27 protein-coding genes are annotated in these 24,580 nt (G+C 56.1%); 25 read left to right on the top strand and 2 right to left on the bottom strand.

The genetic code is table 11. From position 1 onward, the window contains the following. Positions 1 to 20 precede the first annotated feature (20 nt). Positions 21 to 665, top strand: a complete 645-nt coding sequence (locus tag ACXAD0_RS12295; protein ID WP_475088740.1) for an HAD-IA family hydrolase — start codon at positions 21 to 23, stop codon at positions 663 to 665. Between the two features lie 23 nt (positions 666 to 688). Here ACXAD0_RS12295 and ACXAD0_RS12290 read toward each other — a convergent pair whose 3' ends face one another. Further along, positions 689 to 1,297: a Maf family protein gene (locus tag ACXAD0_RS12290; RefSeq protein WP_475088739.1), complete on the bottom strand. Its 609-nt coding sequence runs from the start codon at positions 1,295 to 1,297 to the stop codon at positions 689 to 691. Positions 1,298 to 1,411: 114 nt separating this feature from the next. Between ACXAD0_RS12290 and ACXAD0_RS12285 the strand changes: the two genes are divergently transcribed. The 21 genes from ACXAD0_RS12285 (at position 1,412) to ACXAD0_RS12185 (ending at position 19,010) form a co-directional block, all read left to right on the top strand. Next, positions 1,412 to 1,954, top strand: coding sequence for a YceD family protein (locus ACXAD0_RS12285; RefSeq protein ID WP_475088738.1), 543 nt, complete (start codon positions 1,412 to 1,414; stop codon positions 1,952 to 1,954). A gap of 74 nt (positions 1,955 to 2,028) precedes the next feature. Further along, on the top strand, positions 2,029 to 2,217 hold the full coding sequence (rpmF, locus tag ACXAD0_RS12280) for a 50S ribosomal protein L32 (protein ID WP_475088736.1): 189 nt from the start codon (positions 2,029 to 2,031) through the stop codon (positions 2,215 to 2,217). Between the two features lie 3 nt (positions 2,218 to 2,220). After that, entirely contained in the window at positions 2,221 to 3,255 is a 1,035-nt protein-coding gene (plsX, locus tag ACXAD0_RS12275; protein WP_475088734.1) for a phosphate acyltransferase PlsX, read from the top strand. Positions 3,256 to 3,279: 24 nt separating this feature from the next. Then, positions 3,280 to 4,224 carry an ACP S-malonyltransferase gene (fabD, locus tag ACXAD0_RS12270; protein ID WP_475088732.1) on the top strand — a complete coding sequence of 315 codons (945 nt, stop codon included), beginning with the start codon at positions 3,280 to 3,282 and terminating at the stop codon, positions 4,222 to 4,224. A 16-nt stretch (positions 4,225 to 4,240) separates the two neighbouring features. Further along, complete coding sequence (fabG, locus tag ACXAD0_RS12265) at positions 4,241 to 4,996, top strand: 3-oxoacyl-ACP reductase FabG (protein WP_475090380.1); 756 nt, start codon at positions 4,241 to 4,243, stop codon at positions 4,994 to 4,996. Positions 4,997 to 5,217: 221 nt separating this feature from the next. Further along, the gene (gene acpP, locus ACXAD0_RS12260) at positions 5,218 to 5,454 is read left to right on the top strand and encodes an acyl carrier protein (protein ID WP_010130751.1); all 237 of its coding nucleotides are present in this window, start codon (positions 5,218 to 5,220) and stop codon (positions 5,452 to 5,454) included. Between the two features lie 191 nt (positions 5,455 to 5,645). Continuing rightward, positions 5,646 to 6,887, top strand: a complete 1,242-nt coding sequence (gene fabF, locus ACXAD0_RS12255; RefSeq protein WP_475088730.1) for a beta-ketoacyl-ACP synthase II — start codon at positions 5,646 to 5,648, stop codon at positions 6,885 to 6,887. 84 nt (positions 6,888 to 6,971) lie between these two features. Next, positions 6,972 to 7,742 (top strand): aminotransferase class IV, encoded by a 771-nt coding sequence (locus ACXAD0_RS12250; protein WP_475088729.1) that lies wholly within the window; start codon positions 6,972 to 6,974, stop codon positions 7,740 to 7,742. After that, entirely contained in the window at positions 7,736 to 8,800 is a 1,065-nt protein-coding gene (gene mltG / locus ACXAD0_RS12245; protein WP_475088728.1) for an endolytic transglycosylase MltG, read from the top strand. Before ACXAD0_RS12250 ends, mltG begins: the two co-directional genes overlap by 7 nt. Next, positions 8,797 to 9,426 carry a dTMP kinase gene (tmk, locus tag ACXAD0_RS12240; RefSeq protein WP_475088727.1) on the top strand — a complete coding sequence of 210 codons (630 nt, stop codon included), beginning with the start codon at positions 8,797 to 8,799 and terminating at the stop codon, positions 9,424 to 9,426. Before mltG ends, tmk begins: the two co-directional genes overlap by 4 nt. Before the next feature lie 25 nt (positions 9,427 to 9,451). Next, complete coding sequence (locus ACXAD0_RS12235) at positions 9,452 to 10,480, top strand: DNA polymerase III subunit delta' (RefSeq protein ID WP_475088726.1); 1,029 nt, start codon at positions 9,452 to 9,454, stop codon at positions 10,478 to 10,480. 116 nt (positions 10,481 to 10,596) lie between these two features. Beyond that, positions 10,597 to 10,950, top strand: coding sequence for a PilZ domain-containing protein (locus ACXAD0_RS12230; protein ID WP_475088725.1), 354 nt, complete (start codon positions 10,597 to 10,599; stop codon positions 10,948 to 10,950). 5 nt (positions 10,951 to 10,955) lie between these two features. Next, positions 10,956 to 11,732 (top strand): TatD family hydrolase, encoded by a 777-nt coding sequence (locus tag ACXAD0_RS12225; protein ID WP_475088723.1) that lies wholly within the window; start codon positions 10,956 to 10,958, stop codon positions 11,730 to 11,732. 30 nt (positions 11,733 to 11,762) lie between these two features. Then, positions 11,763 to 12,392: a dUTP diphosphatase gene (locus ACXAD0_RS12220; protein ID WP_475090378.1), complete on the top strand. Its 630-nt coding sequence runs from the start codon at positions 11,763 to 11,765 to the stop codon at positions 12,390 to 12,392. Between the two features lie 77 nt (positions 12,393 to 12,469). Beyond that, on the top strand, positions 12,470 to 13,450 hold the full coding sequence (locus tag ACXAD0_RS12215) for a malate dehydrogenase (protein WP_475088722.1): 981 nt from the start codon (positions 12,470 to 12,472) through the stop codon (positions 13,448 to 13,450). Between the two features lie 152 nt (positions 13,451 to 13,602). Next, positions 13,603 to 14,124, top strand: a complete 522-nt coding sequence (locus ACXAD0_RS12210; RefSeq protein ID WP_475088720.1) for a DUF2244 domain-containing protein — start codon at positions 13,603 to 13,605, stop codon at positions 14,122 to 14,124. A 206-nt stretch (positions 14,125 to 14,330) separates the two neighbouring features. Beyond that, positions 14,331 to 14,807: a thioredoxin-dependent thiol peroxidase gene (gene bcp / locus ACXAD0_RS12205; RefSeq protein ID WP_475088718.1), complete on the top strand. Its 477-nt coding sequence runs from the start codon at positions 14,331 to 14,333 to the stop codon at positions 14,805 to 14,807. Between the two features lie 428 nt (positions 14,808 to 15,235). Further along, positions 15,236 to 15,682, top strand: coding sequence for a helix-turn-helix domain-containing protein (locus ACXAD0_RS12200; RefSeq protein ID WP_091511814.1), 447 nt, complete (start codon positions 15,236 to 15,238; stop codon positions 15,680 to 15,682). Positions 15,683 to 15,790: 108 nt separating this feature from the next. Next, the gene (yajC, locus tag ACXAD0_RS12195; RefSeq protein WP_475088716.1) at positions 15,791 to 16,123 is read left to right on the top strand and encodes a preprotein translocase subunit YajC; all 333 of its coding nucleotides are present in this window, start codon (positions 15,791 to 15,793) and stop codon (positions 16,121 to 16,123) included. 99 nt (positions 16,124 to 16,222) lie between these two features. Then, a complete protein-coding gene (locus tag ACXAD0_RS12190; RefSeq protein WP_475088714.1) occupies positions 16,223 to 17,233 on the top strand; it encodes a D-cysteine desulfhydrase family protein in 1,011 nt (336 codons plus the stop codon). Positions 17,234 to 17,351: 118 nt separating this feature from the next. Then, positions 17,352 to 19,010 carry an alanine/glycine:cation symporter family protein gene (locus ACXAD0_RS12185; protein ID WP_475088712.1) on the top strand — a complete coding sequence of 553 codons (1,659 nt, stop codon included), beginning with the start codon at positions 17,352 to 17,354 and terminating at the stop codon, positions 19,008 to 19,010. A 94-nt stretch (positions 19,011 to 19,104) separates the two neighbouring features. Here ACXAD0_RS12185 and ACXAD0_RS12180 read toward each other — a convergent pair whose 3' ends face one another. Further along, positions 19,105 to 20,439: a glutamine synthetase family protein gene (locus tag ACXAD0_RS12180; protein ID WP_475088710.1), complete on the bottom strand. Its 1,335-nt coding sequence runs from the start codon at positions 20,437 to 20,439 to the stop codon at positions 19,105 to 19,107. 84 nt (positions 20,440 to 20,523) lie between these two features. Between ACXAD0_RS12180 and ACXAD0_RS12175 the strand changes: the two genes are divergently transcribed. The 3 genes from ACXAD0_RS12175 (at position 20,524) to ACXAD0_RS12165 (ending at position 24,541) form a co-directional block, all read left to right on the top strand. Continuing rightward, entirely contained in the window at positions 20,524 to 20,685 is a 162-nt protein-coding gene (locus ACXAD0_RS12175; protein ID WP_475088708.1) for a hypothetical protein, read from the top strand. Beyond that, complete coding sequence (locus ACXAD0_RS12170) at positions 20,685 to 21,992, top strand: NAD(P)/FAD-dependent oxidoreductase (protein WP_475088706.1); 1,308 nt, start codon at positions 20,685 to 20,687, stop codon at positions 21,990 to 21,992. The genes ACXAD0_RS12175 and ACXAD0_RS12170 overlap by 1 nt, the downstream gene beginning before the upstream one ends. Before the next feature lie 164 nt (positions 21,993 to 22,156). Next, positions 22,157 to 24,541: a TonB-dependent receptor gene (locus ACXAD0_RS12165; RefSeq protein ID WP_475088705.1), complete on the top strand. Its 2,385-nt coding sequence runs from the start codon at positions 22,157 to 22,159 to the stop codon at positions 24,539 to 24,541. Positions 24,542 to 24,580: the final 39 nt, after the last annotated feature.

Here is a 24,580-nt window from a genome sequence, read left to right as displayed (position 1 = left end):
CTGTCAGGTGGTTTTCGGTCATGCTGGTCATACTCGATTGGGATGGGACGGTCTGTAATTCCGAGGCGCGTATTGTCGCCTGCATGCAACGTGCTGCGGAGCGGGCGGGGATGCCAGTGCTCGCGCCTGATGCGATTGGCAACATCATCGGTCTGGGCCTGCCAGAGGCCTTGAATACGCTCTTTCCCGAGATCTCGATGGCGGAGCGTCAGCAGGTTAAGGACTATTACGTGGAGGCGTGGCTGGACGCCCGCGTTGACCCCCTGCCGCTGTTTGACGGTGTGCTGCAAACGCTGGACAAGCTGTTGGGCAATGGGCATCGGCTCGCGGTTGCCACCGGGAAAAGTCGCCAGGGGCTCAATCGGGAATTCAGCGATCACGGTGTACGCGACCTGTTCGTGACCAGCCGCTGCGCGGATGAGACGGCCTCCAAGCCGCACCCCTTAATGCTGCAGGAGATCCTTGGGGAGACCGGCTTCACTGCAAGGGACTCTGTGATGGTGGGAGACACCGTCTATGACCTCGAAATGGCCGCTTCCGCTGGGATGCCGGCCATCGGGGTTAGCTACGGGGTGCATCACCCCGAGCGACTGCAGGGCTGCGCGCCCGTCGCGATCATTGATCACTTCTCCGAGCTGCTCGAATGGCCGCCACTCACCCCCTAGGGTGGTTGCTGCTGCGTCTGAGATTAGCGGGCGGGCAGGGCGCCATCTTCTGCCAGTGGTGAAATGCCCCATTGCTCAAGCATGCTGACTAATCGAATTAATGGGAGTCCTATCAGCGAGTTGTAGTCGTTCCCTTCCATTTTTTCGAAAAGTGCGATACCTAAGCCTTCGACTTTGAATGATCCGGCACAATCCAGCGGGCGCTCGATCGCCACATAGCGGGCGATCTGCTGCTCGCTCAGGGGGCGGAACCAGACTGAAAAAGTTTCTACGCAGAATTGCTCTCTTGCACTGGCGGAATCCAGCAGGCACAGGCCAGTATGAAAGGTAACCGGCTTGCCGCTGCAGAAGTTGAGCTGCTCCTGTGCTCGGGCGGGCTCACCAGGCTTGCCCAGGATGCGCCCCTGGCACTCTGCGACCTGATCCGACCCGATGATCATCGCGTCGGACTGGGAGCCGGCCACGGCTGCTGCCTTTTCGCGCGCCAGACGTTCGGCCAGCGCGCCGGCTTGCTCCCCGGGCAGTCTTTCTTCATTTATATGTGGAGATTGGCTGGAGAAGGGTAAGCCCAGCTGTTCGAGCATTTTCTGGCGGTAAGGAGAGCTCGAGGCGAGTATCAGCGGTCGCGGCATCTGTTGGTCAATCCGTGGCTTTGTCTGCGGGAATCGGGGTGTGAGAATGCGAGAATCTTGCGCCGTTGGAATTGTTTTGACAAGGGTGGGCCTTGTCCATAGAATTGCGCGCTTATGTCGATACCCCCCTCAAAAAAGGCGCTTCCAGGAAGCGTAGATGCACGCAAACTGGCGCATCGAGAGCAGTACCTGTCGGGTCCGATTCCGGTGGAAGTGCTCGAGAGAGTCAAGGAAGCGGTGCATGCAGTTGAGGGTGAAATCCAGGCCGAGCTGGTGTTCGCACGTGACCTGAATGGTCATTTTGCGGTACACGGCAAAGCTGAAGGGCGTGTTGAGCTGCTTTGCCAGCGATGCCTGCAGCCATTGACCGAGCCGGTCGAGGCGGAGATTCACTGGGGTATCGTCTGGTCTGAGGAGCAGGGGAAAGCCTTGCCCAAGGATCTTGACCCGGTGGTTCAGGAGGGCGATGAGCTCAACCTCCACCAGGTATTGGAAGATGAGATTTTGCTCAATCTGCCAATGGTTGCCTACCATGCGGAGGAGTGTGTGGCGCGAGAGCGCTTCCATTTCGGCGATGAGGCAGTCGAGGCGGATGAGCAGTCGGAAAACCCCTTTAAAGTGCTGGAACAGTTGAAGGGATCATCGAAGAAGCGCTGAGCATTTTCGTTGAGTTTGGGCTCGCCGGTAGGCGCCCCGGTTCCAGTGAAATTTAGTTATTTTAGGAGCAAGCCATGGCTGTTCAACAAAACAAGAAGACTCGTTCCCGTCGCGGTATGCGTCGCTCCCACGACGCCCTGACCGGACCGACTCTGTCCGTAGATCCGACCACCGGTGAAAAGCACCGTCGTCACCACGTGACCAAAGACGGTTTTTACCGTGGTCGCAAGGTGATCGAAGTCGGCGGCTCTGAAGAAGAGTAAGTTTTGTCCAGCCAATTGCGATTGGCAGTGGATGCGATGGGCGGGGACTTAGGTCCCCGCTCTGTCGTTCCGGCCTGCGTACGTTTCCTGTTACGCTTTCCCCAGTCTGAATTGCGGGTTTTTGGCCCGGTTCAGCTTCTGCAGAAGCTTTTCAACGAACACGACTGTTCGGCGTTCTCCTCCCGCCTGGAGCTGGTCCATGCCGACCAGGTAATTACCCAGCATTGCGATCCCTTGCGTGCCGTTCGGCACAAGCGCGATTCCTCCATGGCGTCTGCCCTGAAGCATCTTGAAGCGGGTGACGTACAGGCAGTGGTGAGTTCCGGTAATACCGGTGCGCTGTTCGCATTGTCGCGCAGTATTCTCGGGACGATCGAGGGAGTGCGCCGCCCGGCACTGGGCAAGTCACTACCAGCAGAAAAGGGTTCGTGTTTCTTGCTCGATCTGGGGGCGAACGTTGGCTGTAGTGCCGAAGACCTGCTGCAATTTGCGCGGATGGGCATCGAGGCACAGCGGGTGCATTCGCAGAAGTGCAATCTCCGCGTCGCACTATTGAATATCGGTGCCGAGGCGCATAAGGGGACGGAAGAGATCCGGAGGGCGGCCGACCTGCTGGAGGCAGACCCGGAAGTCAACTACGTGGGCTTCGTCGAGGGTCACGATATATTTACCGGCAGTGTGGACGTGGTTGTGTGCGATGGCATGCTCGGCAATGTGGCGTTAAAAGCCGCCGAGGGTGTGATTCGACTGATAGGTCAAAAGTCGTTCACGATCGAAGAGAAGACGCCGCTCAAGCGCTATTTTGGCCAATTAGCCATAAAGTTGTTGCGAAAATGGCGGACACAGGTGGAACCCGGTCGCTATAATGGCGCCAGCTTTTTAGGGGTGAAGGGCAACGTGATCAAGAGTCACGGAGGTGCCAGCAGTGAAGCGTTTTACCGGGCCATGATTACGGCCAAGGAATGCGCCGAGGCCGACCTGGCGACACGCGTCGGCAGGGCGATGTCAGAATTGCAGGCGCGCGTCCATCACCAGTGACAACACCAGCTGTGAGGATGTCCCATGGCCAATGCTTCTCTCGCATTCGTCTTCCCCGGTCAGGGATCGCAGCAGATCGGCATGCTCGCCGACGCTGCATCGGAATTTCCTGAAGTCCAGTCTACTTTTGCCGAGGCGTCGCAAGTCCTCGGTTACGATCTCTGGGACCTTTGCCAGAATGGCGAACAGTCCGATATCAATCTCACTGAACGCACCCAGCCTCTGCTGTTAACCAGCAGTGTTGCACTCTATCGTGCCTGGCAGAGTAATGGCGGTGCGACACCGGGCCTGATGGCCGGACATAGCCTGGGTGAGTGGTCTGCACTGGTTTGTGCCGGTGTTGTGGCTTTCACTGATGCCGTGGCGTTGGTGCGCGAGCGTGGCCGCCTGATGCAGGAGGCCGTGCCAGCCGGGCAGGGCGCAATGGCAGCGGTTATCGGACTGGAAGATGCGGCTGTAGAGCAGGCGTGTTCCGACGCGGCCCAGGGCGAAGTGGTTGCCGCGGTGAATTACAACTCTCCCGGCCAGGTAGTGATCGCGGGAAGTGCTGACGCCGTAACCCGGGCGATCGAAAACTGTAAAGCGGCTGGCGCAAAACGCGCGATGCCACTGCCAGTGAGCGCACCATTTCATACCGAGTTGATGCGTCCCGCGGCGGAGAAGCTGGCAAGCCAAATAGAAGCGACCGAATTCGACGCACCGTCCATTCCGGTAATTCACAACGTCCATGCTCAGGCGGAATCCGATCCGTCTCGGGTGAAGGCGTTGATGATCGAGCAGATTTACAGTCCGGTCCGCTGGACGGCGTGTGTACAAGAGCTGGTGTCGCGCGGTGCCCAGGATCTGGTCGAATGTGGGCCGGGCAAGGTACTCGCCGGATTGGCCAAGCGTATCGATCGCAGCCTCACATCCCACAATATTGAATCACCTGATCAGTTGAAGGCCGCGGTAAGCGCGACTTCTGCGTAATCCCAATCGAGGAAAGATCACTTTGAATTTTTCACTGAATGAGAAAGTAGCCCTGGTAACGGGGGCTAGTCGCGGTATTGGTGCGGCAATTGCAGATATGCTTGGCTCCATGGGTGCCACTGTAATTGGTACGGCAACCTCTGACGCTGGCGCAGAAAAAATTTCCGCGCGTTTCGCCGAAAAGGGCGTAAAGGGTGCGGGCCGTGTATTGGATGTGACCAGCCCCGAGAGTCTCGCGGGATTGTTGGACAGCATGAAAGCCGAATTTGGTGCGCCTACCATTTTGGTGAATAACGCGGGCATTACCAAAGACAACCTTCTGATGCGCATGAAAGAAGAAGAGTGGTCAGCGGTGATCGATACCAACTTGAGTGCGGTGTATCGTGCGAGCAAAGCCTGCTTGCGTGACATGACCAAAGCACGCTGGGGGCGGATCATTAATATCAGCTCTGTGGTTGGCAGCATGGGTAATGCGGGGCAGAGCAATTATGCAGCGACCAAGGCGGGCGTTGCCGGTTTTGCTCGCTCTTTAGCCGCGGAAGTTGGATCCCGCGGGATTACCGTCAACACGATTGCACCGGGTTTTATCGATACCGATATGACCAAAGTGTTGCCGGAAGCGCAGCGCGAAGCATTGATGGGCAAGATTCCGTTGGGCCGCCTGGGCCAGCCTGAAGAAATTGCGTCCGTTGTTGCATTTTTGGCCAGCGATGCTGGAGGTTATATCACCGGTGAGACGATTCACGTCAACGGTGGCATGTATATGACTTAAGTCTTTGGCTTAAGTTTTATGTTTAACTTACTGATAATTCAGTAATTTTTTTGGCTAAAGGTGTTCTCCGGGGTTGATGCATTACATCCCCTGAAAATCAGGGTACAATTCGGCCCCGGATTATCCATTAGCTGTGTGAGCCGGTTGCGACAGAGTGAACAAAACAACACGGTTTGTTGTAGCCACTACAGATTTTCATCCACTAGGAGTTAAATTGAACCATGAGCAGCATTGAAGAGCGCGTAAAGAAGATCGTTGCTGAACAGCTGGGCGTTAAGGAAGAAGACGTAAAGCCTGAAGCCTCGTTTGTAGAAGATCTTGGCGCTGACTCACTCGACACAGTTGAGTTGGTAATGGCTCTGGAAGAGGAATTCGAAACCGAAATTCCGGACGAAGAAGCCGAAAAAATTACCACTGTTCAGCTCGCCATCGACTACATCAACCAGAACCTTGGTTGATAAGAGCTGGATAGCTTGAAAGTCGGACGGCGACACAGTCGTCCGCAGTGATTTTCTAGAGCCGTTCTATGTCACCATAGTGCGGCTTTACTTTTATTACCGCTAGGAAATTGTGACTGCTGAAGGGCAGGTGTCCCCAGCTGGGAACACTGTAGGTAGGTAGCACAGTACAGTTTTCGGGGGAGTTTCGAGTGTCACGTAGAAGAGTTGTCGTAACAGGCCTGGGGATGGTCAGCCCGTTGGGAAATACGGTAGACGCAACCTGGGAAGGTATTCTGGCTGGTCGCAGCGGTGCGGCCCCCATTGAAACTTTTGACGTTTCGAAGTTCACCACACAGTTCGCAGCAACTGTAAAAGATTTCGACCCTGAGCCCCTGCTTCCGGCGAAAGAAGCGCGAAAGATGGATATCTTTCTGCAATACGGCATGGTTGCCGGCATCCAGGCGATGCAGGATTCCGGGCTGGAGGTATCCGACGAGCTTGCGCCCCGTTTCGGCGCTTGTATTGGTTCGGGCATGGGCGGGATCGCGGCGATCGAGCACAACGCCATGCTGATTGCCGAGAAAGGACCGCGTCGCGTGTCGCCGTTCTTTGTACCGGGTGCCATTATTAATATGGTTTCCGGAAACCTTTCTATTAAATATGGGTTGAAAGGTCCAAACCTTTCCACCACTACTGCCTGTACCACCGGTACCCACGCCATTGGTCTGGGCATGCGCACGATTCAATATGGCGATGCGGATGTCATGTTGTGTGGTGGTGCTGAGATGGTAACGACCCCCGTTGGTCTGGGCGGCTTCTGTGCGGCCCGTGCGCTTTCAACGCGCAACGATTCTCCCGCAACCGCCAGTCGACCATGGGATCAGGATCGCGATGGATTTGTACTGGGTGAAGGCGCTGGTGTACTCGTCCTCGAGGAGTACGAACATGCGAAGGCCCGTGGTGCCACGATCTATGCCGAGCTCAGTGGCTTTGGTATGAGTGGCGACGCACACCATATGACCTCACCGCCCGAGGATGGCGCTGGTGCAGCGCAGTCGATGCGTAATGCGATGGACGATGCGGCGAAAACGGCGGATCAGATTCAGTATATCAATGCGCATGGCACGTCTACTCCGTTGGGTGACAAAGCGGAAATTCAGGCAGTGAAGTCTGTGTTTGGTGGTGCTGCAGACTCCGTTGCAGTGAGCTCCACCAAGTCCATGACCGGACATCTGCTGGGCGCGGCCGGTGCCATCGAAGCCATTTTCTCAGTCTTGTCACTGCGTGATCAGGTCGCGCCGGCAACCATTAACCTGGAAAATGTCGATGAAGCCTGTGCAGGTATCAACCTGGTTCCGGGAGAAGCGCAAAAAATCGCGATTGATGCGGTACTGTCGAATTCGTTCGGTTTTGGCGGAACCAATGGTTCACTTGTATTCAATCGGATCTAAATATCCGTCGGCGCCCGCGTTCGCGGGCGTGTCTCTTTCACAGCGTCACGCATTTTCCCTTCAAGTGATCTCGCGAGTGGGACATTGAGTTTTCCGCGATTTTTTGCGCTCGGTGAGCCTATCGATCAACTGCCAGAAGACGCTGCCTTTGCCGACGGCGCACTTGAGACGATGCGCCTGTCGTTCGGCCAGATTCCACTTTGGCATTTTCACCGGGCGCGGCTTCAGCGCAGTGGTTTACCCCTGCGAGCGGCGCTCAACCAGATTGAATCTTTACTGGAATCGCAGGGTCGAAACTTGCAGGCCGGGGTATTCAGGGCGCGCCTGCGTGTGGGTTACATGGCCGGTAAACTTCACTGGGATCTCGCGCTGACCGAGCTGGAGTCGCCTCCAGAAGGTGGCTATTCGGTCACGCTATTTCCAGTGAGTGTCGAGTTTCCTGAGCTGGAAAGTGTGCACACTGGATGCAAATGGCTCGATCGAAACCTATATAATGAGGCCGCACAAGCGGTACCGGCCGGCGGCGTAGAGCAAGACGGACTGCTCCTGGACGCCCGGGGACGTGTGATCGAGACATTGCGCTGCAATTTGTTGGTGCGCACGGCGAATCGCTGGCAAACACCTTGCCTCCGCGAAGTTGGCGTTCAGGGAGTGATGCGCGCTTGGTTGGCGCAACAGGTTGACCTCCAAGAGGCCGACTTGCACATTGAAGATCTCCGTCATTGCTCGGAGCTGGCAGTGTGCAATAGCCTGAGAGGAGTGATGCCGGTTACCTCGGTATTCGGGATTCAGGAATTCTCCGTTGGTGATGAGACCCGGATCTTGCAGCGGTTAATAGCGGAAAAATTGTGGTGAAGAAGAAAAAATCGTCCTGGCCAAAATTCTTGAAAGTGTTTGTCGGGTTGCTGGTGTCGGCCATCGTTGTCGTCGGCCTGGCGCTCTGGTCGGCGCAGCAGGCACTATTAAAACCCCTGTCAGTTGAGCCTGACGGGCTTCGGTTTGAGGTGCCCAGTGGCGGGAGTCTTTCAACGGTAGTGCGCAAGCTCGGGGATCAAGGCGTTGTGCGTTTTCCTCGTCTGGTACTGGCCTATGCGTACTGGCAGGAAAAAACGAGTATCCATGCGGGCGAATATCTGTTGCCCAGCGGCACAACGGCTATCGATCTTATTGATCGCCTCTACCGCGGGGATGTCACCCGCTATCGTGTCACCCTTGTCGAGGGGTGGACCTTCAAACAGGCCCTGGAAGCGGTGCGTGCAGGTCAGCGAATTGTGCATTCCTCGGCAGCGGAGTCAGCGGAGAGCGCGGCGCAGGCCCTGGGTATCGAAGGGAATCCCGAAGGCTGGATATTTCCGGACACCTATATTTACCGTTCAGGAACACTCGATATTGACCTCCTGAAGCAGGCGTATGCGCGCATGCAGACAGTGTTGTCCGAGGAGTGGAACGCTCGGGGTGACAAGTTGCCCTACGATTCTCCCTATCAGGCGCTGATCATGGCGTCGCTTGTTGAGAAGGAAACCGGACAGCCTTCTGAGCGTGATGAAATTGCCGGTGTTTTTGTCCGGCGACTGGAAAAGGGCATGCGCCTGCAGACGGACCCTACCGTAATTTACGGAATGGGCGATCGCTATCAGGGCAATATCCGTCGCAAGGACCTGCGCGAGTCAACGCCCTACAACACCTACGTCATTCGAGGTTTGCCACCCACTCCCATCGCGTTACCTGGCCGCGAGGCAATACACGCGGCTTTGCATCCCAAGCCGGGCAATACCCTGTATTTTGTGGCCAAGGGAGACGGCTCCCATTATTTCTCCTCGACCCTTTCTGAACATAATCGTGCAGTGCGGGAATATCAATTGAAACGCCGGTCGGACTATCGCTCAAGTCCCGCTCAGGAAAAGCAGCCATGACGCGTGGAAAATTTATTACCCTCGAAGGCGGGGAGGGCGTTGGTAAATCCACCAACCTGAAGTTTATTACGGACTGGCTGACTCGGCAGAACATCCGCTTTGTCCAGACTCGAGAGCCCGGCGGTACCCCGCTCGCAGAAGAAGTTCGAGCGCTGCTTCTCAGTCGCAGAGAAGAAAAGGTGGATCCTACCGCCGAGCTTTTGATGGTGTTCGCGGCGCGAGCCCAACACCTGGCCGAGGTGATCAAGCCGGCATTGGCGCGCGGCGACTGGGTAATTTGTGATCGCTTCACGGATGCGACTTTTGCCTATCAGGGCGGTGGTCGCGGCCTGGACCGGCAGCTGATTGCCAATCTCGAGCAGATCGTGCAGGGCACACTGCGTCCCGACAAGGTGCTGTTATTGGATCTGGATCCCCAAATCGGGCTGGAGCGCGCGGCGAAAACCGGTGCGCCAGATCGCTTTGAGAGTGAGCAGCAAGCGTTCTTCCGCGCCGTGCGTTCGGCCTATCTCGAACGTGCTGAGGCCGATCCAGAGCGATATGCAGTTGTCGACGCCAGCGTGTCTCTGGAAGAGGTGCAGGCGGCACTGGGTCGCCACCTGGACGCTCTTCTGGTCGCTGAGTGAATAAGAAGGTTTGTTGGATAATCCCGTGACTGAATCCTCCCAACAGGGACAGCTGATCCCTTCGCCGATGCCTTGGCAAACGGACCAATGGCAACGATTGGGCGCGCAATGGGCCGCTGGCCGCTGCCCGCACGCGCTGTTGTTCACCGGTGCGGCAGGGCTTGGCAAGCGGCGCTTTGCCCGCGCTTTTGCCGCTATGGTGCTCTGTCAGCAACCCCGACAGGGCCTTGCGTGTGGTGACTGCAAAGAGTGCAAGTTGTGGCAGGCTGGTTCTCATCCGGATTTTCTTCAGGTCGAACCTGAAAAGCCCCAGGGCCCTCTGAAGGTAGAGCAGGTGCGTGCGCTGGGTCAGTTTGTGACCCAGACGAGTGGCCGCGGTGGGGCGAGAGTGGTGTGGTTGGCACCTGCCGAGTCGATGAACGTCAACGCAGCCAACGCCCTGCTCAAAAACCTGGAAGAACCGGCGGAGTCCGTGATTTTTTTGCTGATTTCAGACGCGCCGTCAGGACTTTTACCGACGATTCGCAGCCGTTGCCAGACACTCGCTTTCGCTACCCCAGGCAGTGAAGTTGGGCTGTCCTGGCTGCACCAGCAGGGGCTGGAGGGGGCTGCTGCGGTGCAGGCGCTGGACCTCGCCTCTGGCGCGCCGCTGCAGGCGCTGGCGCTGTCAGAGCCGGAATCTCGTGAATGCCGCGAGGCATTTCTCAGCGAGCTGGTTGCTGTGGCGAGTGGCGAGGTCAGCGGGGTGTCGGCGGCGGGTAACTGGGAGGCGCCACCGGAAGCGGTCGGGTTGCCTCAATTGCTGCAGTTCTGGCAGCTGTGGGTTGGGCAGATGGCACAAATGCGCAGTTGTGATGACATGGCGGCGCAGCATCTGGGCGCGCTGATGCAACGTTTGCCAGGCAGTGGTGCGGAAGGATTGAAGCCCTTGTTCGGCTTTTACGATCATCTGGGCAAGGCGCGTGCCGCACTGTTGGGTGGGAGCAATCCCAACAAGCGTTTGCTGCTCGAGGAGCTGTTTATCCGCTGGGCCAGATTGTTCGGACATCGATAACCCGGTACAGGCGCGACGCGTCAGTCAGGCGAATATGGTCGCTATGCGATACTGTTCCTAGACACAGCAATCAGGCTCCGATAAGTTAGCGCAAAAGAACTTCAGAGAGGTGGGCTATGAAGGCCATGGGGGGCGGAGCCCGAAACGGCATTCTTTCCTTGAAAATCGACGATAAGGCGATGCTGTATGCGTCGTATATGCCGTTCGTAAAAAATGGTGGCCTGTTTATTGGCACCGATAAGCCCTACAAGCTCGGTGACGAGGTTTTCCTGCTGCTGAACCTGATGGATGAGCCGGAGAAAATTCCGGTGGCCTGCAAAGTCGCCTGGATTACACCCGCGGGCGCGCAGGGCAGCCGATCTCCCGGTATCGGGCTGCAGTTCACCGACAAAGACAATATCGTACAGAACAAGATCGAAACTTACCTGGCGGGTTCACTCGAGTCTGCCCGGCCCACCCATACGCTGTAGATCCCATGCTTGTAGATTCTCATTGCCACCTCGACCGCCTGAAACTGGATGGGGTCGAGGGAGGGCTGGACGCCGTATTGAAGCTTGCCCGGGAGCGCGGGGTTTCCAAGTTTCTGTGTGTCGGTATCAGTCTCGACAATGTCGACACTGTGGTCGAAATCGCAGGGGCCTATGACGACGTCGTGTGTTCGGTTGGCGTGCATCCGCTCGATGTTGAGTCTGGACTCGCGGATGAACAGCGCCTGATCGAGATGTCGCGCAAGCCGGGTGTGGTCGCACTGGGTGAAACCGGGCTGGATTATTACTACAGCACGGAAACCCGAGAGGTACAGCAGGAAAGCTTCGTTGCACACTTGCGCGCAGCCGGTACGGCGGGCATGCCAGTGATTGTCCATACCCGCGATGCTCGCGAGGATACTTTGTCTCTGATTCGCGCGCATGCCAATCAGGAACACGCGGGTGTTCTGCACTGTTTCACCGAAAGCTGGGAAATGGCGCGCGATGCGCTGGATATGAACTTTTATATATCTCTCTCGGGCATTGTGACCTTTCGCAATGCGGAAGCGTTGCGCGACGTGGCCCGCAAGGTGCCGCTCGAGCGATTGCTGGTAGAGACTGATTCCCCGTATTTGGCTCCAGTCCCTTATCGCGGCAAGCCCAACATTCCTGCGTACGTGCGTGAAGTGGCGGAGTTTATCGCCGACCTGCGCAATATCTCTTACGAAGAGCTCGCCAGGATCACCACTGAGAACTTTTATCGATTGTTTCCTCGGGCCCGCTAGGTCCTCGAGTAGAGTAGGTTACCCCGAATGATGCAGAAGCAACTGCAGGCCATGCTGGCCCTGCAAGACGAAATTAATACGGTTGTAAACGCAGACTGGCGTGGACAGAATTTTGCCTGGTACCGCGCGATCTGGGTCGAAAGCGCCGAGCTGCTCGACCATTACGGTTGGAAGTGGTGGAAAAAGCAGCAGCCGGAGATGGACCAGGTCAAACTGGAGCTGGTGGACATCTGGCACTTTGGGCTCAGTTTGGAGCTCCAGCAGGGTAGTGCAGAACTGGTCGCCGGGCATATGGCCAAAGAGCTGGCCGCGTTTTCCGGTACGGCGGGTGACTTCCGCGCGAATCTCGAGGCGTTCACCTTGAATACGCTTGCCAGCAAGCAGTTTGACCTCGTTGGCTTTGCCCAGCTACTGGTGGACACCGAGATGTCATTCGACGAGCTGTACCGTCGGTATGTCGGCAAGAATGTCTTGAACCGCTTCCGTCAGGACCACGGTTACAAGGACGGCACGTATATCAAGGTATGGGCCGGCCGCGAGGACAACGAGCACCTGGCCGATCTCGCAGCCACTCTCGACGCTGGCGCCGAGGATTACAGTGTCCAGCTGTATAAGGCGCTGGCAGCACGATATCCGGGAGTTCCTGAGACTTTAGTCTAGGGAATTGGCCAGATAGGTGAAATTTCGCGGTATTTCTCTATAATGCGCCCCGCTCACAAAAGAGGGAGAGGACTATCGTGAAAGCACCTGTACGTGTTGCTGTTACCGGCGCCGCCGGCCAAATCAGCTATTCGCTGCTGTTTCGTATCGCATCCGGCGAAATGCTGGGCAAGGATCAACCGGTTATCCTGCAGCTGCTCGAAATTACCCCGGCGCTCGAAGCGCTGAAGGGTGTCGCCATGGAGCTGGAAGACTGCGCATTCCCGCTGCTGGCCGGCATCGTCCAGAGTGACGACGCTACCGTCGCATTCAAGGACGCCGATTACGCACTGCTGGTTGGCGCGCGTCCGCGCGGTCCCGGTATGGAGCGTAAAGACCTGCTGGAAGCCAACGCGGCTATTTTCTCCGCGCAGGGTAAAGCCCTGAACGATGTCGCATCCCGTGACGTGAAGGTTCTGGTTGTTGGCAACCCCGCCAACACCAATGCTCTGATTGCCCAGCGCAACGCGCCGGACCTGGATCCGCGTAACTTCACTGCGATGACCCGTCTGGATCACAACCGCGCGCTGTCTCAGCTGGCTGCGAAGACCGACGCCACCGTGAATGACATTACCTACATGACCATCTGGGGTAATCACTCTTCCACTCAGTATCCTGACCTGCATCAGGTGAAAGTATCCGGCGGCAACGCCATGGATAAAGTCGACCAGGAATGGTACGAGAACGACTTTATTCCGACCGTTCAGCAGCGTGGCGCGGCGATCATTAAAGCCCGTGGTGCGTCTTCTGCCGCCTCTGCAGCCAATGCGGCGATTGATCACATGCGTGACTGGGCCCTCGGCACTGCCGATGGCGACTGGACCAGCATGGCGGTTTACAGTGACGGTTCCTACGGCATTCAGGAAGGTCTGATCTACTCCTTCCCCTGCACCTGCAAGGGTGGCGATTGGGAAATCGTACAGGGCGTGGACATTAACGACTTCTCCCGCGAGAAGATGTCTGCGACCGAACAGGAGCTGGCGGACGAGCGTGATGCAGTAGCGCACCTGCTGCCATAATCGCGACCGTTTCGCTGAAGAAGCCCGCTTTTAGCGGGCTTTTTTGTGCCTGTTTATCGGATAACAGAATCGGCCACTGCTTAGGTGGCCAGATTTTGATCAATCTTTTACCGGACTACACTTTTAAGAAGTCTCTTCGTGGAAGTGCAGTCATGGTAAGTGAAGTTGGCCGTTCCTCCCGTGCCCGGGCGTGTATCCTCCTGCAGCCCAATCAATCCCTTTCCCTGAGCGGTAACATCTGGGTGTTCATCTCCCTAGTTTCTGTATCGCTGGGCATCAGCCTGGCCTTCGCACTGGCGGGCGCCTGGATGATTCTGCCATTCGCCGGGCTGGAAATGCTGTTGCTTGGCGGCCTGTTCGCATACGTCTATATCGAAGGTTCCCGCAGAGAAGTGATCCGTATCGAGGGGGATCGGGTGGTGCTGGATTGCGCGCGCGGGTTTGGGCAACGCCATGTCTATCGACGGGAGTTTGGCCGAAACAGCCTGGATGTGTTGGTGCGCATGGATTCCGTTGGCGGTGAGCCCGCTTCACTCAGTTTCTCGGGCCCGGAAGGGTGTTTGGAAATTGGCGACTTCCTGACGGATGCAGAGCGTGCAGCGCTGGTACAGAAACTCGGCTCCTGCGGTATTTGTGCGAGAAAAGAGCAGGGCTATCGTCTGCGTCCATTCTGAGCGGCGTACAGTTTTCAATTTCTCTCTGCAAGAGCGACATCTGGCGTACCTCTTACGGTAAACGTTTACGTCTTGCCGTGCTGTAGATCGCCGGCCCATCGTGATAGCTGCGCCGATTTCTTCGTTCGTTATAATGCGCGCTCGAGCCAGCACGGGCACCAGGGCCCTGCAGGAGATCGTCGTGATACTGACAGTGAGGAGAACCCGTGGCATTTCCGAAAATTGGCAATCTGGCCCCGGCATTTACGCTGAAGAATCAATCCGGTGAGAAGGTTTCGCTGAAAGATTTCAAAGGTAAAAAGAATGTCGTTCTGTACTTTTACCCAAAGGCACTAACGCCTGGGTGCACCACTCAAGCGTGTGGAATTCGGGATGCCGAGCAGGAGTTTGCGGCGCTGGATACCGTCGTACTGGGTGTCAGCCCAGATCCCGAGGCCAAGCTCCAGCGATTTATCGACAAGCACGAGCTCAACTTTGACCTCTTGTCAGACGAAGAGCACAAGATTGCCGACAAGTACGGTTGTTGGGGCCTGAAGAAATTTATGGGCCGGGAATATATGGGCATTCTGCGGACCACTTTTATCATCGACAAGAATGGGCGCCTGCAGCACATTATCGACAAAGTGAAGACCAAGACCCATCACGACGACGTCGCCAACTGGGTGAAAGAGCACCTCGCCTGAGATCGACAACGCTGCACTGTTTGCAGCTCTCCCATCCCGAAAAGATGCGGGCCAGCAGTCCGCATCTTGCCAGCTTTCGCGTTTCTTTAGCGATAGATGACTAACCTGCCAATTTAGCGCAAAAAAAAATTGCACTGTCGCGCCTTGCATTCTGTTTTATTGGTCTATACTGGCTTGTGTAATGATGCGCCGAAACAAGGAATCTCCCTCTCAGGGAAGTTGTCGGCAATAAGTGGTTAATTTTTACTCGGTTTCTGTGAAGGATTCTGTGTCTACTTCGGGCCGGTCCCCTCAGTACCTGGGTAGTAGCTTGTACGTCCATGCATCATTGCGTACAGGTTTAGGTGCAGGATTAGGTAAATAGGGGCTCGCTGGAAGCGGGCGTAGAAAAATAACCGCGGCTCACGGAACTTATAAGGAGCAGCTACATGAACCATATTCAGCCAGATCAAACATCACTCTCGGAAGACAAGCCCTTGCAGCAAGCGCGCCTCTCGGGAGATCCCAACATTCTTGATCAGTTACTCGCTCCGCCGGAAGCAACCAGCTTTGGCATCGCAGCACGTGTAATTGATGTTCTCGAGCAAAGGATCGGTAAGGCCTCCCTGGCTATTCGTCCGGTCGCTTCGGACTTGAGCATGTCTACCCGTACGCTGCAACGTCGTTTGCAGGAGCACAACCTGAGTTTCGCCTCTTTGCGCGACCATGTGCGTTTTCGCCATGCGGTGCACTTCCTCAAGGATACTGCCCTGAGCGTGGATGGCATTTCTCGTATTCTGGACTTCTCTGATCGCACCAGTTTCACCAGCGCATTCAAGCGGTGGACTGGAATGTCTCCGACCGGTTATCGTCGCCAGGTTCGTCAGCGTTTCTGAGCCCGGATTCAGCCCCGCTCTTACAGGGTGGGGCTGGCCGTTGCCTCATCCGCCCAAACCCGCTAGAGTTGGCCGCAATTAATTTGGCTGACTTTTTGAGGTTGTTGCATGGATTTCTTTATTCCTTCTGCGGTTGCACAGCAGGCCGCACCGGCTGCGCAAGGTAACCCGCTCGTTACCCTGTTGATGTTCGCAGGTCTGTTTGCGTTTATGTGGTTCTTTATTATCCGCCCACAGCGCAAACGCCAGAAAGAGCATCAGGAGCTGGTGGGCGCACTCAAGAAGGGTGATGAAGTTGTGATGACCAGCGGAATGCTGGGTCGCATCGAAAAGGTCGACGACGATTATCTGATTCTTGAAGTAGCGGACAATATGCAGCTCAAGTTCCAGAAGGTAGCCGTGCACGCGGTACTGCCAAAAGGCACGATCAAAAAGATCTGATGTGCCTTTGGTGATCACATTCAAAAGCCCGGCTAATGCCGGGCTTTTCGCATTTTTAACAGGGGATTCTGCATCGCAGGTGCAGGCTTGGGAGGGAACGTGAGCATCAATTATCCCGCGCGTATCGATCTGGCTCGTTTACCGACACCGTTACATCCTTTGGACAGGGTGACGGAAAAGTATTCAATGCCCCACGGTGGTCCGAGAATCTGGATCAAGCGTGATGACCTCACAGAGGCGGCACTATCCGGCAATAAACTGCGCAAGCTCGAATTTATTGCCGGCGCTGCGAAAGAGCAGGGCTGCGATACCCTTATCACCTGTGGGGGAATCCAGTCCAATCATTGTCGTGCTACCGCATTGGTTGGAGCGCGGCTCGGTATGAATGTGCAATTGATTTTGCGCGGCTCCGCGCGCCCGGAGCTGGATGGCAATCTATTGCTGGACCACCTGGCCGGTGCCGCGGTCGCCCACTATCCACCGCCACAATACTTTCGTGAATTACCTGAGATTTTCGCGCACTGGGAAAAGGTCTATGCGGAGCGCGGGCATCGCGCACTGCTGATTCCGACTGGTGCCAGTGATGGCCTGGGTATCTGGGGCTATATCTCCGGTGCTGAAGAGATACTGGGCGATGCGCAATCCGCCGGCTTCACACCCGATCATATTATCTGTGCAACCGGGAGCGGAGGGACCCAGGCGGGTTTGACATTGGGCTGCCAGCTTTTTGGCAGTCGCGCGAAGGTCACGGGGTTTGCGGTTTGTGATGATCAGGCCTATTTCCTGAACAAGGTTGCTGCTGACATCAGTGAGTGGAGTGAGCTCAACCAGTACCCGGTGGATTTGCGCAGCCTGGGTATTCATGTCAATGCCGATTATATCGGCCCAGGCTATGGCGTGGCGGAAGCGCCGGTGTATCAAACTATTGCTGAATTAGCCGCCCTTGAGGGTATTGTGCTGGATCCGGTGTATACCGGTAAGGCATTTCATGGTTTGTTGCAGGAGTTGGGGCAGGGTCGTTTTGCCGGCGCCGACAATCTGATTTTTGTGCATACCGGTGGCCAAACCGGGCTCTTTCCGCATCGCGATCAGTTTGAATTCCTGCGCTGACGCGGCGTGACTGTTTTCCTCTGTCGGAAGCTGCTAATCTCCGGCGTTTAGTGCTACGCATGCGGCGCACAAAAAATATCCAAAAAGCACAATTAAGAACCTGAAGTGGGGGTCTAGTTTGGAATCCTTTAATTCATTATTGCTGACCATGGACGGCATGTTGGGATCAGCCTGGTGGTTTCCCTATGTGCTGCTGGGGGTTGGTCTGTTTTTCACTTTGTATCTCGGCTTCCCGCAGCTGCGCTATTTTGGCCACGCGATCAAAATTGTCCGTGGTAAGTATGACAAGCCGGGCGATCCTGGTGATACCTCTCACTTCCAGGCACTGGCAACGGCGCTCTCCGGCACTGTCGGTACGGGTAATATCGCCGGTGTAGGTTTTGCGATTTTCCTCGGTGGTCCGGCGGCCCTGTTCTGGATGTGGGTTACCGCGTTTCTTGGTATGACAACCAAGTTTGTAGAAGTGACCCTGTCGCATAAGTATCGGATCAAGGCGGCAGACGGATTCTATGCTGGTGGCCCGATGTTTTACATGGAGCGTCGCCTGAACATGAAGTGGCTGGCGGTCCTGTTTGCGATCGCTACGGTTATCTGTTCATTCGGTACGGGAAGCCTGCCGCAGGTTAATACCATCGCGCAGTCCATGAACGACACCTTTGGCCTGAGCAAAGCGGTGACCGGCGGTGTACTCGCTATCCTGCTGGGTATGGTGATCATCGGTGGCATTACTCGTATTGCCAAGGTGACCTCCACGATTGTGCCGATCATGGCAGTGATCTACGTCATCGGTGCGCTCGCGGTCATTACCTACAACTACGAAAACATCATTCCTTCGTTTGCTACCGTATTCCGCGACGCCTTCACCGGCAGTGCGGCGGCCGGCGGATTCCTCGGTGCGAGCTTTGCTTACGCGTTTAACCGTGGTGTAAACCGGGGTCTTTTCTCGAACGAAGCCGGTCAGGGTTCTGCGCCAATTGCGCACGCCGCGGCCCGTGCCGACGAGCCGGTTTCGGAAGGTATGGTGTCTCTGCTCGAGCCATTCATCGACACCATCATCATCTGTACGCTCACCGGTCTGGTGATTCTGTCTTCCGGCGTGTGGACAGAAAAGCACATGAACCAGTTTGAACGTGCTGACCTGATCGCCGTTGAGGGTGTCTACACCGATCAGGATCCGGCCCATGTGCAAAAGCTGTTTGGCTTCCTCAGTAATGGTGAAGACAGTGTACAGCCGTTCAGCGGCAAACTGATTGTCGCCGACGGCAAGGTGGTGAGCGGTGGAACCTATACCCTGATTCACGCCCGTTCTGTGGCTGAAGATGTGGAGTTCCGTGTTGGTGAGAATGCCTACAGTGGTCCGCTCACGGTGACGAATGGCCGCTTTGAAAATGAAAATATCGATATTTGGGGTAATTCCCTTATCCACTCAGCTTCCCTGACGAATGTGGCGTTCCAGCGCGGCTTCTTCGGTGAGTATGGTGGGTTGATCGTGACGATCGGGATTCTGCTATTTGCATTTTCAACGGCGATTGCCTGGTCCTATTACGGTGACCGTTCGATGATCTACCTGTTCGGTCCGAAAGCGGTCATGCCATATCGTCTGGTGTATGTCGTTGCCTTCTTCTGGGCGGCAATTGAGGACACGACGATTATCTGGAACTTGTCCGCGGTGGCGATTGTGATCATGACGCTGCCAAACCTGTTCGGTATCTCTGTTCTGGCCAAGGAAATGAAAGATACTGTTAAGGATTACTGGAAAGACCCCGCACACAAGTAACGGGTGATCGAAAAAGGCGACCGTTGGTCGCCTTTTTTAATTAGCCAATAAAAAAACCGGCCATTAAGGCCGGTTTTTTTGTATTCAACGCCGCTTAAACATTGAGTAGCAAGAACTCTCGCTCCCAGGAGCTGATGACCCGGTTAAATTCTTCGTACTCGTCGCGTTTGATGGCGCTCCATGCCCGGACGAAGGTATCGCCGAACATCTCGGTTGCTTCATTACACTCAGCCAGGAGGCTCAACGCATGCTCCTGCGTACGGGGCAGGGTAATGGGCTCATCTGAGCAGTCACCCTCGAATGGCGCCGTGGGCTCCACCTTGTTAATCATGCCAAGGTAACCGCACGCGAGAGAGGCGGCGATTGCCAGATACGGGTTGCAGTCTGCGCCCGGGAAGCGGTTCTCCAGTCGCTTTGCCTGCGGAGAGCTGTCCGGCACACGCAATCCGGTGGTGCGGTTGTCGTAACCCCAGTGCAGGCTGGTCGGAGCCGCCATTTCTGGTGTGAATCGACGGTAAGAGTTGACGTTTGGTGCGAAGAAGCTGATGAAGCCCGGAATATACTTCTGCATGCCACCGATGAAATGGTGGAATGTCGAATTTTCATTGCCGTCTTCGTCGACAAAGATGTTCTTGCCGGTCTTGGCGTCCACAATACTCTGGTGAATATGTAATGCGCTGCCGGGTTCATCTTCCATGGGTTTTGCCATGAAGGTGGCGTAAATACCGTGGCGCAACGCAGTCTCACGCACTGTGCGCTTGAACGTAAACACCTGGTCCGCCAGCTTCAGGGGATCGCCATGGAGGAAGTTGATTTCCATTTGCGCGGTGCCTGATTCGTGGATCAGTGTGTCCACATCCAGGCCCTGCGCTTCGGAAAAGTCGTACATGTCTTCAATGATGGGCTCATATTCATTGGCCGCATCAATGCTGTAGGACTGACGGGTTTTTTCTGTACGGCCCGAGCGCCCGACCGGAGCGGAGAGTTTTTCATCCGGGTCGAGGTTGCGCTTGACCAGGTAAAACTCAACTTCTGGCGCGACTACAGGCTGCCAGCCTTTTTCCGCATACTTATCCAGCACAAACTTGAGAATGTTTCGACAGCTGATCGGGTGAGGTTTGCCCTCACGCGTAAAGCAGTCGTGGATGATTTGCGCGGTGGGTTCGTTTGCCCAGGGGTTGAGTCTGATCGAGTCGGCATCCGGAACGAGCAGCATATCCGTATCCGCGGGGTCCACCAGCTCATTGTGCTCATCGACAAAATCGCCGGTAACCGTCTGCACGAGGATGCTCTCTGGCAGTCGGCTATCCTGCTTGAGGAACTTTGAGGTCGGGGTGAATTTGCCTCGGGCGTTGCCAGACATGTCAGGCACCAGACATTCCACCTCGGATATCTGGTTGTCTGCAAGCCACTTTGAAATCTTGTCCATTGTGCACCTTGATCGAATGGATCCAGCCCCGATCTCGGGGCCGCATTAGTATACGCCGTCAAAAGGTTCCGCGCGGAAGTCGCAGTGCCTGTCACCCTGAATTGCCGTTTTGAGCGGCAGGCCGGGGAGGGCGGCAGTTATTATTTTTTGATTATGACAAAAAACCGAATTATCATTCAAGAAAAATTGAATCATTGTTCGGTTTTTGGCGAGCGCGCCGGAAACCTGATGTACGAGGGGAACTGATGACTAACGCGGGCACCACGCCAAAGCTTACTGGCCACACCGATTCCTATTATGCCTCCAGCGCCAATCCGACGCGCACCTATCCGCCCCTGCAAGGGGAAGCGGAAGCGGATGTATGTGTGATTGGTGCAGGTTACACCGGAATCAGCGCTGCACTGCATCTGGCCGAGCGCGGGTACAGCGTGACGGTTCTGGAGGCTGAGCGCGTCGCGTGGGGTGCCTCAGGCAGAAATGGCGGGCACGTTGGTGTCGGTCAGCGCCGTGGCCAGGAGGACCTTGAAAAGATGGTTGGCATGGACAGTGCCAAGGCGCTCTGGGATATGAGTGTCGAAGCCGTCCAGCTGGTGGAGTCCCTGATCGACCGGCACAATATTCAGTGCGATCTGAAGCGTGGCATCCTGCATCTGGCCGCCAAGCGCAGCCATAACGAGTGGCTGAAAGAAGAGACCGACTTACTGCGCGATCGATACGGATACGACCAGATTCGCTATGCGGACGAAGCCGAAGCGCGCGAGATGGTGGGTTCCGAGCGTTACTTTGGTGCCCAGGTTGACAGTGGCTCGCTGCACCTGCATCCGCTCAATTACGCCCTGGGTTTAGCCGACGCCGCGGCCGCCGCCGGTGTGACGTTTCACGAACACAGCCGCGTAACCGGCTATCGCACTGGCGAGACCTGCGTTGTTGAGACGGCAACGGGTCGGGTGAAAGCCAAATATGTAGTGCTTGGGTGTAACGGCTATCTGGGAAATCTCGAGCCGCGGATGGCCGGCAAGATTATGCCGATCAACAACTTTGTACTGGCCACCGAACCACTCTCGGAAGCGCAGGCAAAGTCACTGATCGCCAATGATTATGCGCTGCAGGACACGCTGTTCGTCATCAACTATTGGAAGCTGTCTGGCGACAACCGCCTGGTATTCGGGGGTGGTGAGAACTACACATCGCGATTCCCGCAGGACATCCGCAAATTCGTACGCAAGTACATGCTGGAGGTCTATCCGCAGCTCGCCGACACCCGCATCGATTTCGGCTGGGGCGGCACCCTTGCAATCACGCTCAATCGGATGCCGCACCTTGGACGGCTGGAACCCAATGTGTTCTACAGCCAGGGCTATTCGGGGCACGGTGTTCCAACCGCGACGCTGGCAGGCAAATTAATCGCCGAAGTAGTAGCGGGTACTGCTGAACGTTTTGATATACTGGCGCAGATTCCCACGCCCACATTCCCTGGCGGCACACTGTTGCGTTGGCCAGGTCTCGTAGCCGGCATGCTCTATTACAGCTTGAAGGACAAGTTGGGGGGCTGATGTTGATCTGGTTTGCGGCGTCGGGAAGGCCTCAAGGACAAAAAGTTGAACAATTGTTCGGTTTGTGGGATAACCGGGCCAACAGCTTCGCGCGGCGCGCCTCAATTTAATAATGAGGTCGCTGCATAGCGGCCCTGGATAACAACAAACGACGGGGACTATCCATGCCTGTGAAAGACAAAAGCTTTACTTGCACAAAGCATGCGCTGGCTGGCGCAATCGGTGCAGCAGTATTGGCGGTGAGCACCCATGCCACCGCAGCCAATCAGATTGAAGAAGTGACTGTGACCGCACAAATGCGTGCGGAATCGCTCCAGGACGTACCGATGGCGGTCAGTGCGTTCACCGGGGACACGGTCAAGAACAGTAACCTCAATGACTTCAAAGACCTGTTTGCACTGACACCCGGTGTATCCGGTGAAACTCAGGATTCGTTCTTTGATGCGGTTTCTGTGCGCGGTGTGAACAATAATGGCTTTGGTTCCGGTAGTGACCCGGCTCTGGGCGTATTCCTGGACGGTGTCTACCAAAGCCGGAGCGGCGCAACGCCGTCGATGTACGACGTCGAGCGTGTTGAGGTGGTCAAGGGACCGCAGGGCACATTGTTCGGTCGCAACACGGCATCCGGTGCGATCTCCATCGTTTCCCGCAAGCCGGGTGATACCTTCGCGGGTGAAGTGTCCGTAGGTGCGGGCCAGTACGGTCGCGCCAATATCGAGGCAAGTGTCGATCTTCCGGTAACTGAAAATCTTGCTGTGCGCATCGCAGGCGTCCACGAGCAGGAAGATGGCCATATCGAAAATCTGGCCGGGGGCCGTGATCTGGGTGCCAGCGAGCTGGATGCGTCCCGCATCACCGCCGTTTACAGCGGCTTTGAGGACACCACCGTTACGCTGATGGCTCAGTATGAGGATCGTAACGGTGATGGCACCATCTACCGTGCTTTCCGCCACGATGGCCTGGAATCCTATAACTACCCGATTCCGCAAGGAGACTTTGATCAGGTCTACAACGACGAAATCGGTAAAGACGAGTCAGAGATCGCCGACGTGATCCTGACGGTCGAGCACGATCTGAGCGACGAGCTGACCTTGTCTTCCATCACCGGCTACAAGAGTCACAACTACACGTACATCGAAGATTTTGATGGCACCGCATTGCCGATCGACACCTATGTACGCGATCAGAATGGCGATTTCCTTAGTCAGGAGTTCCGCCTGACCTCCGACAACAGCGGTCCGTTCAACTGGATTCTGGGTACCTCTTATTACCAGGAAGAGGTGAATGCATTCTTCGCCGGTATTGATGGCGAAGACTTCATCTGTGACGGTATCTACGCTGAAGATTGGGAAGAGGGGCTGGACAGCTTCGTCACCTGTGATGCATTGCCTCAGGATGTACTCGACGAAGCCTTTGGCTTTGAAGGCGAACCCTGGGAGTATGCGCCGGGCAACCTGTCCCAGGAAGAGTCCTGGACCGAAGGCAATTATTCCGGCTGGGCGGTGTTTGCCAATACCACCTTCGATCTCGGTCCTGCGACCACACTGGGTCTCGGATTACGCTATACCGAAGATACCAAAGAGTACAGTGTCGACTCGCCGTGGCCTGATACGTGGACTGGCGGCTGGAATTATCAGGCCATGTATACCGATGGCCCGATCACCGCGGACAATACCTGGAGTAACGTCTCTGGCCGTGTGACCCTCACCCATGAGTTTAGTGACGCGTTAACGGCTTACGGCAGCTTTGCCACCGGCTACAAGTCCGGCGGCTTTGATTATCTGTCCTTTACCGTGACCGATCCTGCATACGGCACCGACGATGATAGCCAGTATGAGTGGCTTGATGAGCAGGGTTATGAAGTTAACGCTTCAAACGCTGAACCGGCGATGTTTGACGAGGAAACCGTCGAATCCTTCGAGCTCGGCATCAAGGCGCGCCTGCTGGATAACCGTCTTGCCATCAATGCGGCGGCATTCCAGTACACCTACGAAAACATGCAGCAGGCATTCTGGGTGGGTGCAGCAGCCATCACCGAAAACGTTGGTGAATCCGACGGTAGCGGTCTCGAGATGGACGTGCGCTGGCTGATAACCGATAACCTGGATCTTTATCTGGGACTGGCCTGGCTGAATACGGAGTTGAGCGGCATTCCGGTCGATCTGTGCGAGGCGCGCAGTGGCGCCAGCTGTGAAGGCAACGAGATGGCGTTCTCGCCGAAATTCTCCTCTGCCAGCGTGTTGACCTATACCCGTGATGTTGGTCTGGGCGAAATGGCACTGAGCGCAGAATATACCTTCACGGGCGAGCAGTGGTCTGAGATTACCAACGACCCCTACGCGAAGCTGGACAGCCGTGGTGTCGTAAACCTGCGCGCTTCCCTGACTTCCGCCAGCGACAGCTGGACTGCGGGCATTTACGCCGAAAACGTTACGGACGAAGAGTATTACCACTGGGGGTACTCCGAAGCGTCTTACAACCTACCTCCGACCATGACCGATCCGGCACGTGGCCGTGTGATTGGGGTAGATGTTGGGTACCGTTTCTAACCGAAAACACCCCTCACAGGTGGGCGAGAACCGGTGCTA

This window comes from Microbulbifer sp. ABF4_148 (genome assembly GCF_056158985.1).
The sequence above is the reverse complement of the archived record's forward strand: the minus strand, read 5'-3'. Positions and strand labels throughout refer to the sequence as shown.

Bases quoted from the DNA above. Each gene is read 5' to 3' on its own strand.
- ACXAD0_RS12295 (WP_475088740.1), top strand. From the start codon at position 21: ATGCTGGTCATACTCGATTGGGATGGGACGGTCTGTAATTCCGAGGCG.
- ACXAD0_RS12290 (WP_475088739.1), bottom strand. From the start codon at position 1,297: ATGCCGCGACCGCTGATACTCGCCTCGAGCTCTCCTTACCGCCAGAAA.
- ACXAD0_RS12285 (WP_475088738.1), top strand. From the start codon at position 1,412: ATGTCGATACCCCCCTCAAAAAAGGCGCTTCCAGGAAGCGTAGATGCA.
- rpmF (WP_475088736.1), top strand. From the start codon at position 2,029: ATGGCTGTTCAACAAAACAAGAAGACTCGTTCCCGTCGCGGTATGCGT.
- fabD (WP_475088732.1), top strand. From the start codon at position 3,280: ATGGCCAATGCTTCTCTCGCATTCGTCTTCCCCGGTCAGGGATCGCAG.
- acpP (WP_010130751.1), top strand. From the start codon at position 5,218: ATGAGCAGCATTGAAGAGCGCGTAAAGAAGATCGTTGCTGAACAGCTG.
- tmk (WP_475088727.1), top strand. From the start codon at position 8,797: ATGACGCGTGGAAAATTTATTACCCTCGAAGGCGGGGAGGGCGTTGGT.
- ACXAD0_RS12230 (WP_475088725.1), top strand. From the start codon at position 10,597: ATGAAGGCCATGGGGGGCGGAGCCCGAAACGGCATTCTTTCCTTGAAA.
- ACXAD0_RS12225 (WP_475088723.1), top strand. From the start codon at position 10,956: ATGCTTGTAGATTCTCATTGCCACCTCGACCGCCTGAAACTGGATGGG.
- ACXAD0_RS12220 (WP_475090378.1), top strand. From the start codon at position 11,763: ATGCAGAAGCAACTGCAGGCCATGCTGGCCCTGCAAGACGAAATTAAT.
- ACXAD0_RS12210 (WP_475088720.1), top strand. From the start codon at position 13,603: ATGGTAAGTGAAGTTGGCCGTTCCTCCCGTGCCCGGGCGTGTATCCTC.
- ACXAD0_RS12200 (WP_091511814.1), top strand. From the start codon at position 15,236: ATGAACCATATTCAGCCAGATCAAACATCACTCTCGGAAGACAAGCCC.
- yajC (WP_475088716.1), top strand. From the start codon at position 15,791: ATGGATTTCTTTATTCCTTCTGCGGTTGCACAGCAGGCCGCACCGGCT.
- ACXAD0_RS12180 (WP_475088710.1), bottom strand. From the start codon at position 20,439: ATGGACAAGATTTCAAAGTGGCTTGCAGACAACCAGATATCCGAGGTG.
- ACXAD0_RS12170 (WP_475088706.1), top strand. From the start codon at position 20,685: ATGACTAACGCGGGCACCACGCCAAAGCTTACTGGCCACACCGATTCC.
- ACXAD0_RS12165 (WP_475088705.1), top strand. From the start codon at position 22,157: ATGCCTGTGAAAGACAAAAGCTTTACTTGCACAAAGCATGCGCTGGCT.